Origin of the sequence: Arthrobacter sp. TB 26, from assembly GCF_000427315.1 — a bacterium.
GTDB lineage: Bacteria > Actinomycetota > Actinomycetes > Actinomycetales > Micrococcaceae > Arthrobacter.
Genome location: NZ_AUPJ01000051.1, coordinates 1 through 12343 on the forward strand (window position 1 = coordinate 1; position 12343 = coordinate 12343).

Annotated in this window: 7 protein-coding genes, 2 tRNA genes and 2 pseudogenes (1 of these 11 cut by a window edge); 3 read left to right on the plus strand and 8 right to left on the minus strand. The window is 66.3% G+C overall.

What is annotated here, in order from left to right:
• Both K789_RS0100810 and K789_RS21920 read left to right on the plus strand, forming a co-directional pair.
• Positions 1 to 271, plus strand: a pseudogene (locus K789_RS0100810) (ROK family protein); the annotation flags it as partial.
• A 921-nt stretch (positions 272 to 1192) separates the two neighbouring features.
• Entirely contained in the window at positions 1193 to 3394 is a 2202-nt protein-coding gene (locus tag K789_RS21920; protein ID WP_272943917.1) for an FG-GAP-like repeat-containing protein, read from the plus strand.
• Positions 3395 to 3563: 169 nt separating this feature from the next.
• Here the strand turns inward: K789_RS21920 and K789_RS0100820 are convergent, their stop codons facing one another.
• The 5 genes from K789_RS0100820 to K789_RS0100840 all read right to left on the minus strand — a co-directional run bounded on the left by K789_RS0100820 (position 3564) and on the right by K789_RS0100840 (position 7991).
• Positions 3564 to 4223: an NAD(P)H-binding protein gene (locus tag K789_RS0100820; RefSeq protein WP_024365091.1), complete on the minus strand. Its 660-nt coding sequence runs from the start codon at positions 4221 to 4223 to the stop codon at positions 3564 to 3566.
• A gap of 149 nt (positions 4224 to 4372) precedes the next feature.
• Positions 4373 to 4446: transfer RNA gene (locus K789_RS0100825), tRNA-Met, on the minus strand.
• 62 nt (positions 4447 to 4508) lie between these two features.
• Positions 4509 to 4580 (minus strand) — tRNA-Thr (locus tag K789_RS0100830).
• Positions 4581 to 4811: 231 nt separating this feature from the next.
• Positions 4812 to 6944 (minus strand): DEAD/DEAH box helicase, encoded by a 2133-nt coding sequence (locus K789_RS0100835; RefSeq protein WP_024365092.1) that lies wholly within the window; start codon positions 6942 to 6944, stop codon positions 4812 to 4814.
• A 393-nt stretch (positions 6945 to 7337) separates the two neighbouring features.
• Positions 7338 to 7991, minus strand: a complete 654-nt coding sequence (locus K789_RS0100840; protein WP_024365093.1) for an MOSC domain-containing protein — start codon at positions 7989 to 7991, stop codon at positions 7338 to 7340.
• Positions 7992 to 8057: 66 nt separating this feature from the next.
• On the opposite strand from K789_RS0100840, the gene K789_RS0100845 reads away from it, so the two are divergent.
• Positions 8058 to 9242, plus strand: coding sequence for an acyl-CoA dehydrogenase family protein (locus K789_RS0100845; RefSeq protein WP_024365094.1), 1185 nt, complete (start codon positions 8058 to 8060; stop codon positions 9240 to 9242).
• Here K789_RS0100845 and K789_RS0100850 read toward each other — a convergent pair.
• From K789_RS0100850 to K789_RS21925, 3 genes and pseudogenes are all read right to left on the minus strand, one after another.
• Positions 9239 to 10645: a glycosyltransferase 87 family protein gene (locus K789_RS0100850; protein ID WP_024365095.1), complete on the minus strand. Its 1407-nt coding sequence runs from the start codon at positions 10643 to 10645 to the stop codon at positions 9239 to 9241. The two genes, K789_RS0100845 and K789_RS0100850, sit on opposite strands and share 4 nt — an antisense overlap.
• A 69-nt stretch (positions 10646 to 10714) precedes the next feature.
• Positions 10715 to 12058, minus strand: a complete 1344-nt coding sequence (locus K789_RS0100855) for an MFS transporter (protein WP_024365096.1) — start codon at positions 12056 to 12058, stop codon at positions 10715 to 10717.
• Positions 12055 to 12343, minus strand: a pseudogene (locus K789_RS21925) (winged helix-turn-helix transcriptional regulator) (it continues 229 nt past the right edge of the window). Before K789_RS21925 ends, K789_RS0100855 begins: the two are co-directional and overlap by 4 nt.

Sequence of the window (12343 nt, forward strand, 5' to 3'; positions counted from 1 at the left end):
GGACCGTATTTCGGACCGGATGGCCCGGGTGATCGCCTCCGTGGCCAGCTTCATCAACCCGGAACAGGTGGTCATCGGCGGGGCTGTGGCTGAATCCGCGGCGGCCCTGCTGCCGCGGATCACCGCACTGCTCCCCCGCTTCACGGCCACTCCCCCGCTCGTGACGGTCTCGCCCCTGGGCGCCTCCATTGTCACAGTCGGTGCCGTCCGGCACGCCCTGGACTACGTCGAGGCGAACGCCCTGGAGCTTGAGCTGGGGCGGGCTACGTGACTTGGTGGGACATTCTGACTTTGCTCAAGATTAGGCAACGATTCGCTACTTAAGACGAAAGTTTGCTGCAAGTTGCCGGTTCTGACGGCGCGCCATCCGTAGACTGACCTCACTTCCCGGTCTCCCGGCCGTCTCGCTGAGCGTTCAGTGGGGCGGCGGTCTCATGAAAGACACCACGTGAATTCAATACGGAAGACGACAGCGCTTCTGGCGGCGTTCGTCGTCACTCTTGCCTCACTCTCCGCTGTGCCGCTCTCGCCTGCCCTCGCTAATCCGGCGCCGGCACCGACAGTTACTTCGTCGCCGGCGCCGGCGCCCGCGCCGGCCTCGAGCCCTGCGCCGGCGGCGTCTCCATCCCCTGAGGTCACAGCAGCGCCACTCCCATCATCTTCGCCGACCGTTGCCACGGATTCCCTGGCAACGGTCGAGTCAGGGACTCTGGTATCTCCGGAGCCCCTCTTCACGGAAGTCATCGGTGGCAGCAATCCCGCGACCAGCGAGTCGGTCGATATCACCGCAACGCAGGAAAGAAAGGGCGCTGAATCGCCCCACGCGACCACCGAGGCATATTCCCTTGCTCGGAGCGGTGACATCAAGGTCAAGCTGGTGATGGTCCAGCTGGCCGACCGGCAAGCGACCATCCCGGAAGCGGACGCCCGGGCGGCTATCACGACCAGCAGCAACTACTGGCAGGCCATGTCGAATGGCAGGCTGTCCATGAGCGTCGCCAGTGTCGAAAACAGGTCGAGCAAGGCAACCTCCACACAGAGTTATTCATCAATGATGAACACGATCGCGGCCGAAATCGGCTGGGTCCCCAGTTCTTACACGGCACTTGTGGTTTTCGTGTCGACTCCCACGTTGTCCGATGGGGCGTTCGGCGCGGGCTGGAGCTACAACGGAACCAGCGGACGCGTCCTCATGCCGCTCCCGGCAACACTGACCAAGAGCGTACTGACTCACGAATTCGGGCACGTCCTCGGCCTGATGCACGCCAACCGCCTCCGGTGTGCGAACGGAGCCGTGGACACCGCCAGCAACGCCGACGGATCGTTCGCCAACGGCACGTGCAGCATCGAGGAATACAAGGACAACCTTGACCTGATGGGCGTGTCACAAACCAGCCAGCCGGTGGTCAGTTCGCCTATCTACGAATTTGGCGGCTTTGGCTCCGGCAACGAGGTCAGGAACCTCGGCAAGGCAGTGGGCAAGAAATCCTACCATTTGAAGGCGTGGGGAAGCGCGGACGACTACCGTGCCCTGAAGTTCACGGATCCACTCAGCGGAGAAGCCTACTACCTTGAACTTCGCCTCCCAGTGGGCAATGATGCGGCAACGGCCCGGGACGGCAACCGCGGTGTCAAAGTTGTCCAGGCGTACGGAGCAGGCTCGATCGCCCTGCAACCCAGCACCACGACGTTTAACGGCTACTACAGCTACAACCAGGCCTGGCAATCCGGCCAGACGTTCAAGACCCATGCAGGGACCAAGGTAACCATCGACTGGATCTCGGACTCCGCTGCTGGCATCACGATCGATTCGCTCCCACCGGCCAAGCCTCTGGTGGTCGCCCCTGGAGACTTCAACGGCGACGGACTCGCCGACCTTATTCAGCGCAAGGCCAACGGCGAGCTCTGGCTCTACCCGGGCGACGGGACGGGCAAATTCAGGGCTGGCCAGCGGATCGGCACCGGTTGGGAGATCTACGACAGCGTCCTCGGCACAGGAGACTTCAACGCTGACGGCAAGAACGACCTCGTGGCCCGGAAATTCGACGGATCGCTGTGGTTTTACGCCGGGACGGGGGCTGTTTCAGCTGGCAATGAGGGGTACAGGGCCGGCATCATGATCGGAAGTTTTGGCTGGGAGGCCTTTGATGCGCTCCTAGGGGTCCGCGATTTTGATGGCGATGGCAAGCCAGACATCCTGGCCCGGCGCCCGGATGGCGTACTGGTCCTGTACCCCGGGAACGGAACCGGAAGACCGGGCTCTCCGCGGGCGATAGATTTCGGCTGGCAGATATTTGACCGCCTTATTGCCCTGCAGGACTTTGACGGGAACGGAACTAACGATCTGGCCGGCCGCAGGCCCGACGGCACACTGTGGTTTTATGCCAATTCTGGCAAGGCAACTTTCAGCGGGGGCCGACAAATTGGCACGGGGTGGCAGATTTACGACAATATCGTCGGGATCGGGGATGCCGATGGAGACCGTCAGGCCGACTTCGTAGGGCGCCAGCCCGACGGCGCCACGTACTTCTATCCCGGCACGGCGATGCGGGATCAGGGGTACAAGGGAGCCCGCAAGATCGGGGACTTCGGCTGGGATACATTCAATAGCCTCACGGCGACCAAAGACATCAACGGTGATGGCATTGCCGATCTCCTCACCCGGACACCGGAGGGCAGTTTGTGGTTCTACCCCGGGAATCGCAGGGGCGCTTACGCCGCACCAACGAAGATCGGTAAGTTCGGCTGGGAAATATTTGACGCGCTGACGAGCATCGGTGACTTCAACGGTGACGGTAAGAACGACCTTCTTGCGCGCAAACCAGACGGCACGCTCTGGCTGTACCCGGGAACGGGCCGAGTCGACGCTACCAGTTCCGGCTACGCCGCTCCCCTCCGGATCGGCGACTTCGGCTGGGACGCTTTCACCACCCTCACCAGCCCCGGTGACATGAACTCGGACGGAAAGCCCGATCTCCTAGCCCGCAAGGCGGACGGTTCGTTGTGGATGTATGCCGGGACCGGACGGGTGGACGGCACCAACAAGGGATACATTGGGGGCAAGAAAATAGGCGACTTCGGATGGGAAGTGTTCGACCAATTGTTCGGTGTCGGAGACTACAACTCAGACGGCAAGAACGACGTCATCGCCCGCATGCCCGACGGAACCCTATGGCTGTACACCGGAGACGGCGTCGGGCGACTTGCCGGGTCCAAGAGGGTGGGAACGGGTTGGAATATTTTCGACACGTTGCTGGGCGCGGGGAAACTCGACGTGGATAACTTCGCTGATCTGGTCGGGCGCCAGCCGGATGGATCCCTCTGGGCTTACTCAGGAACCGGCATGCAGCCGAACGAGGGATATCTGGGACGGACATTCGCCGCTGCCCTGTAGGCGCCCGCCCCATTAAATAACTCGCTGTCACGTTAGGCCGGACCTCACAGGTCCGGCCTAACGCATTTCGCTGCCAGATCCCCAGCCCGGGAGCCAGCCCATGCCGGTGACGCCACCCGCGTCCGGGTAGCCCAGGACCTCAGACAACCGCAGGATAAGCGGGCCAGATTCAGTCCGCGGGTTCCAGGGCGGCCGCGATGGGCAGGTCCCCGTCCCGGAATTCGATGGTGCGCCCGGCGGTTGAGGGCAGACCCAGCACTGCCGCGGCGACGAGTGCCACGTTGGCACGGGCTGTTTCCCGGCCTCCGGAGTCGTCGGCGGGGTTGACGTCGATCAGGCCGTTGCCGGGCCCGTCGGTGAGCGCTCCAGGGCCCAGGATGGTCCACTCCAGGTCCGTTCCGCGCAGGTAGGAGTCCGCGGCGGCCTTGGCCTCGGCGTACGCGAAGAAACTGTTGTCCTCGGGGACGCCGTGGTCCGGCCCGGCGCCAAGGTAGGACACCATGACGTACCGCCCGACGCCGGCCTCCGCCGCCGCGTCCATCGACCGGATGGCGGCGTCCCGGTCCACAGCGTAGGTCCGCTCGGGGCTTCCCCCGCCGGCGCCGGCCGACCAGACCACGGCGTCGTGGTTCCGCAGCGCCTCGGCGATCTCCGCCGTCGCCGAATGTTCAATGTCCAGGACAACGGGAGCGGCGCCCGTTGCCGCGACGTCTGCCCGGTGGTCCGGGTTGCGGATGAAAGACGTAACCTCTGCTCCCTCGTCGGAGAGAATGCGGGACAGTTCCAGAGCCACTTTGCCGTGGCCGCCAATGATTGCGATTCGCGTCATGGACCCATTCTGTCCCACAACCCCGCACGTGCCACCGTTGCGCTGGCAGTTTTGGTTGCTTTGGGGCCGCCATAAGCACTCTAAGTGATAGGGCAACCGGGGGTTAAAAACAAAAGGACCCTGCGGCCGTGGCCTGCAGGGTCATTCTGTAGCGGCGGGGAGGCTCGATCTCCCGACCTCACGATTATGAGTCGTGCGCTCTAACCAACTGAGCTACGCCGCCATAAATGAGGAAAACCTGCGCTAAGCCGGTCAAAAACCGCCTTGACACAGGCCCTCATTCAGAGCCCCCCACCGGAATCGATCCGGTGACCTCGTTCTTACCAAGAACGCGCTCTACCACTGAGCTAGGGGGGCAACGAGTAAATACTCTACCGGAAGATTCGCCTCCCAACAAATCGGCGCCGGGGCGGCCCTGAAAGCGTCAAATTCGGCGGAAATCCGGGGCGAAATGGGCCCCGAGAAGCCCCAAACAGGGACCCACTGCGCGGCCGAACGCCCGCATGTGACCAAGGGAACTTAACGAAGAACGGGCCGGCTCAAGAGCCGGCCCGTTCTCAGGGTGATTCAGTGCTTAGCAGCTGCTGGTTACCACTTGGTGCGGGGCTTGAAGCCGCCCTCGGTGCGCGGCTTGCGGGCCGCGTCCGTGCCGACGCCACGCTCGTTGCGGTCGCTGAAGGAGCGTCCGCCGCGGTCTGCGGAGGACCGCTCGCCGTCGTTCTTGCGGAATTCGCGCTTGAAGCCGCCGTTGCCCTTGAAGTTGCCGCCACGGTCGCCGCCGCCGGAGTAACCGCCACGGTCACCGCCGCGGCCGCCGCCCTGGTATCCGCCACGGTCGCTCGCGGGCGAACGGCCGTTGTCCAGCTCGAGGTGGATCAGCTCGCCGCCGATGCGGGTGCGGGACAGCGCCTTCAGCTGGTCGGCGCTGAGGTCCGCCGGGAGCTCCACGAGGGAGTGGTCCGCACGGATGTCAATGCCGCCGATCTGGGCCGAGGAGATGCCGCCTTCGTTGGCAATGGCGCCAACGATGGAACCCGGCATAACGCGCTGACGGCGTCCGACGGCGATCCTGTAGGTGGCATTGCCCTCGGTCAGGGTGCGGGTCGGGCCGCGTGAGCCGAAGCCGTCCTTGGACCTTTCGCGCTTCTGAAACTCAGGAGCGGCAGGCAGTTCCTTGACCAGGAGCGGCTGGCCGCCCTGGGCCATGACAGCCAGTGCAGCAGCGATCTCCGACGCCGGAACGTTGTGCTCTTCCTCGTAGGAGGAGATCAGGTCGCGGAATGCGGCGACGTCCTCGGACGCCAGCGTCTCTGTGATCTTCTCGGCAAACTTGCCCAGGCGCAGGGTGTTGACCGATTCCGCGGTCGGCAGGTGCATCTGCTCGACCGGCTGGCGGGTCGCCTTCTCGATGGAACGCAGCAGGTACTTCTCCCGCGGCGTCATAAAGAGGATCGCGTCACCGGAACGGCCTGCACGGCCGGTGCGGCCGATGCGGTGCACGTAGGACTCGGTGTCGTGGGGGATGTCGTAGTTGACCACGTGGCTGACGCGCTCGACGTCAAGGCCGCGGGCCGCGACGTCGGTGGCGACGAGGATGTCGATCTTTCCGTCGCGCAGTGCCTCAACGGTGCGCTCGCGCTGCTGCTGCGGGATGTCGCCGTTGATGGCGGCAGCCTGGAAGCCCCGTGAACGCAGCTTGTCGGCGAGGTCCTCGGTGGCCATCTTGGTGCGCACGAAGGCGATGACGCCCTCGAACTCTTCGACCTCGAGGATGCGGGTCAGCGCGTCGAGTTTGTGCGGGCCCATGACCTGCAGGTAGCGCTGGCGGGTGTTGGCGCCCGTGGTGGTCTTGGACTTGACCTGCACCTCGGCCGGGTTGTTGAGGTACTGCTTCGACAGCCGGCGGATCTGGCTCGGCATCGTGGCGGAGAACAGTGCAACCTGGCGGCCCTCGGGGGTCTGCTGGAAGATCTGCTCCACGTCTTCGGCGAAGCCCATGCGGAGCATCTCGTCAGCCTCGTCCAGTACCAGATACTGGAGTTCGGACAGGTCGAGGGAGCCCTTGGCGATGTGGTCGATCACGCGGCCGGGGGTACCGACAACCACCTGGGCGCCGCGGCGCAGGCCGGCGAGCTGGGGGCCGTAGGCGGAGCCGCCGTACACCGGGAGGACGGTGAAGTCGTCGATGTGCTTGGCGTAGGAGGTGAAGGCTTCGGCGACCTGGAGCGCGAGCTCGCGGGTCGGAGCAAGCACCAGGGCCTGGGTCTTGCGGGACGGTCCGTTGAGGTCGTGGAGCTCGGCCAGGCGGGACAGCGCCGGTACTGCGAATGCTGCAGTCTTACCGGTGCCCGTCTGGGCCAGGCCCACGACGTCGCGGCCTTCGAGCAGCAGCGGGATGGTTGCTGCCTGGATCGGGGACGGCTTCTCGTAGCCGACGTCCTGCAGGGCAGCGAGGACACGGCCGTCGATGCCGAGGTCTACGAACTTGACGCCTTCTTCTTCAGCGTCTTCTTCCTTCGCCGGGGCAGCCGTGGCTTCGGTCTTGGTGTCAGCCTGCGGGGCGGCCTCGGCAGCAGCCGGAGCGTCGTGGGTCGCAGGAGCCTCGGTGAATTCCGGGGCGGAGCCGGCTGCGGGGGCAGCCGTTTCAGAAGTCTCGACGTCGGCCTGGCTATTCTCGGTGGTGAGTTCGGTGTCGACGGAGTTGTTCTGATTTTCGGGCATAGGTGAAATATCCTCATCCATAGGGGCCAAGCGGCACAACCCGAGGTGAGCGGGGCCGCAGTACGCGTGACGCTAAATCGCCGGGCATACTTTGACCGGCCGGTCACATAGAAGCCCGGCGCTTTCGCAATCCCGTGGCAGGACTTCCCGCTGCATCTCTTGGCTGCTATCCCAGCAGTCTGTACAGCGTTTTCTTTAGCCGGCTCTCCCTATGAAAATGCCCGCATCTCAATTGCGCGGGCCCCAACACTTACCAGTCTTGCCTCAAGAATTGGGCAGGAAATAAGGGATTTCCGGAGTGGGGGATAGTTCAATTGTAGGGCATGGATCGGCGCATGGGTAACCAGGGGGCCCACGACGGCGGTGAGCTTGCGCACATGGACGCCTGCTCCGCTACACCCCGAGGCGGCGCTGCAGCTTCTCGAACTCCTGCTGGTACTCGGGCTGGAGGCGGATCTCACCGTCGGCGTCGGCGTCGCGCAGTGCCTCCATGTCCCCAAGCGTGGGGTCACTGAACCATTTGCCAATGGTCACTCCGTGGGTGGGGACAAAGATCCGGTGGATGTGGTCGTCCGCCTGGATGCTGCCGACCCGCACGACGCGCAGGTACGTTCCCACCCGCCCGGCATCGCCGAACCGCTTGGCCCAGTGCTGCTCATGCATCCGGCGCTGGAATGTGGCGCAGGGGGTGCGGGGCGAAGTTACCTCGACTTCGACGTCGAGTCCGATCTTCCAGCGTTCGCCGATGATGGCGTCGGTGGCGCTGATGCCGGCGACGCGCAGGTTCTCACCGAAGATCCCCGGCGGCAGGTCACGGCCGAGCTCCGCGGCCCAGAAGTCGGCGTCGTCCTGGGAGTAGGCGTAGAGCGCCTGGTCTTCGCCGCCGTGGTGAACGCGGCTGGCCTGGATGTCACCGTGCAGTCCGAGCCTGTGCACCTTGACCGGTCCAGCCACGGGCCGTTTGTCGATCGCTGTCACGCCCACGCTTCCGGGGTCGCTCAGCAACTGGTGTACGCGGCAGACGGCGAGAACAGAAGCGGTGTCCATGGCACCAGTGTAGGCCCGGGATGGACGGGCAGGGACGCCAGCCGCGCCTGAACGTAGGATGCTCCCATGAGCAGTGGTGAAGTGAATGTGTCCGATGTCCTGGCGATCGATTCGCTGCTGAGCGCCGAAGAGCTGGCCGTCCGGGAGCGGGTCCGCGACTTCACGGACCAGCGGATCCGGCCAGGCATCGCGGCCTGGTACGACGACGGGGTCTTCCCGCTGGAGCTGGCGCCCGAGCTGGGCGAACTCGGCGTCCTCGGCATGCATCTGGAGGGCTATGGCTGCCCGGGGCGTTCCGCCGTCGAATACGGCCTGGCGGCGCTGGAACTGGAGGCCGGCGATTCAGGCATCCGCACGTTCGTCTCCGTGCAGGGCTCACTCGCCATGACGGCCATCCACAAGTGGGGCTCCGAGGACCAAAAACTGGAGTGGCTCCCCCGGATGGCTGCCGGGGAACTGATCGGCAGCTTTGCGTTGACCGAGCCCACCGCCGGCTCGGACCCCGCCTCGATGAAGACCTTCGCCCGCCGCGACGGCTCCGGCGACGACGCCGGCTGGATCCTGGACGGCGCCAAACGCTGGATCGGGCTCGCCTCGGTGGCGGACGTGCTGGTGGTCTGGGCGATGACCGACGACGGTGTCCACGGATTCCTGGTCCCCGCCGGCACCCCTGGGGTTACCGCGACGCCGATCGGGCAGAAGCTCTCGATGCGCGCCTCGATCCAGTGCGATGTCACGTTCGACGGCGTCCGGCTGGGTCCGGAGGCCCTGCTCCCGGCAGCCCGCGGCCTGCGGGGCCCGTTCACCTGCCTCAACGAGGCCCGGTACGGGATCGCGTGGGGTGCGATGGGCGCGGCCCGGGACTCCTACGAGGCCGCGCTGAAGTACTCGCAGGAGCGGCTGCAGTTCGGCAAGCCCCTCGCCGGGTACCAGCTGACGCAGGAGAAACTCGTGAACATGCTGCTCGAGATCCAGAAGGGCACCCTCCTGGCGCTGCAGCTGGGCCGGCTCAAGGATGCCGGGAAGCTGCGGCCGGAGCAGATCTCGCTCGGCAAGCTGAACAACGTGCGCGAGGCGATCACGATTGCCCGCGAGGCCCGCACCATCCTGGGCGGGAACGGGATCACCCTGGACTATTCCCCGCTGCGGCATGCCGCCAACCTCGAGTCTGTCCGCACCTACGAGGGCACCGACGAAGTCCACACCCTGGTCCTCGGCCAGCACATCACAGGGCTGGCCGCCTTCCGCTAGCCCTGAGTTGGCACTTCACGGTCACGCTTCATCGTACCGGCGGAGTGGAGGTCAAACGCCGTCGTCAGGGAGCCGCGCCGGAGGACCACAAGCCAGCACACCATGATCGCCACGGCGCAGAACACCCCGGCGCTGGAGGCCATGATCCAGAGCCCCGGGGTCTGGACGTTGAGGTCTTCGGCGCCGAGGGCCGTGCCGATGGTCTTCGGCGAAAAGAGGAACACCAGCACCGACACGCCCAGGACTGCGCCCATGAGCCACCGCACCCCCCGGTAGCGGCGCGGGGTCTCGCGCAGGGTCCAGGCGAAGGCCGGCAGGACCGCCGCGACCCAGACCCAGTGGTGGGACCACGAGACCGGGCTGATCAGCAGCATGGCCAGCGCCGTCGTCGAGATGGCAACCACGCGGGAACCCTGGTCGCTGGCCGTTTTGATGACTCCTGCAGCCAGCGCCACCACGAGCATGCTCAGCGCAAGCCAGGGAACGGTGACGGACGTTTCGGGGACGCCGAAGTGCAGCAGCGCGCCCTTGAGGGAGAGGTTGTCGACGTAGCCGGCGCCGCCGATCCGGGAGGTGTCCGGCAGTATCTGGAGCCAGAACTGCAGGGATTCGGCCGGCCGCACCAGCCAGCCGATCAGCACGGTGCTGGCGAATCCAACGCCCATGTTCAGCAGCCCGCGCCAGTCCCTGCGGACCAGGAAGTACAGGCCGAACACCAGCGGCGTCAGTTTGATGCCGGCGGCGACGCCCACGAGGAAGCCGCTGCCGGGGAATCCCCGGGTCCAGCGCGGGTTGCGGGCCAGCAGATCCACAGCCATCAGGCCCATCAGCAGGATGTTGATCTGGCCGAACGCCAGGGTCTCGCGCCACGGCCCAAGGTTCAGCACGGCCAGGACCAGTACGGCGGCGGCCCAGCGGTTGCCCGGGGAGCGGAAGGTGGTGCGCCAGTCCGCCCTGGCATTCCAGTAGCGGACGCCACGGACGGCCACCCACACTGCCACGACAGCGCCGGCGGCGTTGAAGAGCATGAGGGCGGCGTGTTGGGGCAGCAGGGCCAGGACGCTGAAGAGCAGGGCGGCGAACGGCGGGTAAGTGAAGGGAAGCTGTGGGCCGCCGGCCCAGTCAATGTTGCCCTGGTAGAGGTCCGATGGCACCTGGCCCGCCTCGTTGAGGATGGTGCCGCCGTACCAGTAGACGCTGAAGTCGAGGCCCTGTTTGCCCCAGACGCCGAGCCAGTGCCACACCAGGTAAACCACGGCGGCCAGCGCAAGGACCGTGGAGAGCCGAAGCAGCTGCGGGACGGGCAGCCTCTCGAGAAGACGGACGCGGAACCGCGCTGGCTGGGCTTCCGGCACCGGATCCGGCGCCGTGACGGGCCTGTTTTCGGCATCAAGCAGTGACATGGTTCCCCCAGGTTGGTGTCGTCGAGGGCCGGCCGCGGGCACGACCCCTGCCGCCATCCTACCGAGCCGCTAGGCCGGAACCTGGATTGCGTCCTTCTTGCCGGCGTCCTTGCGGATTGTCCCGCTGATGACGGCGGCGATGGTGCACATCGCGGCGGCGCCGAACCAGGCATAGGTGTACTGGCCCGTGGCGTCCCGGATGGCGCCCGCAGCCAGCGCCGCGGCGGCAGCGCCGAGCTGGTGGGCGGCGAAGACCCAGCCGAACACCACGCTGCCGTCGGCACCGAACACCTGGCGGCAGATCGCCGCGGTCGGCGGGACGGTGGCCACCCAGTCCAGGCCGTAGATCACGACGAACACGATCATGCTGGGCTGCACGGTGGCGCTGAGCAACAGCGGCAGCACCAGCAGGCCGATCCCGCGGAACTGGTAGTAGACGGCCAGCAGGATCCGCGGGTTGTAGCGGTCCGTGAGCCAGCCGGAGGCGATGGTCCCGATGATGTCGAAGATCCCGACGACGGCGAGCAGGCCCGCCGCCGTGGTTTGGGTCATGCCGTGGTCGTGGGCGGACGGGATGAAATGGGTGCCGATCAGACCATTGGTCGTGGCGCCGCAGATGGCGAACCCGGCGACGAGGGCCCAGAAGGTCCGGACCTTGCTGGCCCGTTTGAGCACCTGCAGCGCCCGAACGGCGGCGTTCCGGCTCGGTGCCGCGGACTCCCCCGGGGCTTTCGGCGCTGCCTCTGCGGCGACGGCGTCCCCGGCTCCGGCGCCGTACGGCAGCACACCGGCCTCGGCGGGTGAGTTCTTGAGGAACTTCAACACGAGCGGCACCACCGCCAGCGCGCCGGCCGCGATCAGCAGCGAGGCCTGCCGCCAGCCCGGATCCTGGGCCAGCGCGGCGATGAACGGCAGGAACACCAGCTGTCCCGCGGCGCTGCCGGCGGTGAGGATGCCGATCACCAGCCCGCGGCTCTTGACGAACCAGGTGTTGGCGATCGTGGCGGCGAAGACCAGCGCCATGGATCCTGTACCGAGCCCGATCAGCAGGCCCCAGGTCAGCAGGATCTGCCAGGACTCGTTGACCAGCACGGTCAGGGCGCTGCCGGCCCCGATCAGCACGAGCGCGACGGACGTGACGGCGCGGATTCCGAACCGCTCCATCAAGGCCGCGGCGAACGGTGCCGTCAGGCCGAAGAGCACCAGGTTGATGCTGACCGCGGCTGAGAGCACGGTGGTGGACCAGCCGAATTCGTCCTGCAGCGGCACCATCAGCACGCCGGGCGCGGCACGGAAGCCCGCAGCGCCGACCAGCGCCAGGAACGCGACGGCGGCGACGATCCAGGCCGGGTGAAGGCGGCGCTTGGGGACCTGCTGGAGGCGGCGCTGGGGGCTGGTTTCTGGGGCACTCATGCCGCGGTTCCATTCTGCTGTGTCGTGGGGGCGGTAGCCAGGGCCACGGGGTCCGCGGTGCGGGTCAGGCTGTGCCAGCTGGTGTTGTCCGCCGTAAGCCGCTCCCCGCAGGAGGTGCAGCTGTCCGCCGAGGTGGTGCGCTGGCCGCACGCCGAGTGGATTACGAACATGTGGGCCTGCTCGGACGGGGCAGGGAGATATTTCTCCGCCCAGATGACGACGGCGTTGAGCACCGGCAGCGCGTCCTCACCCTTGGCGGTGAGCACGTACTCCTGGCGGGCGCGG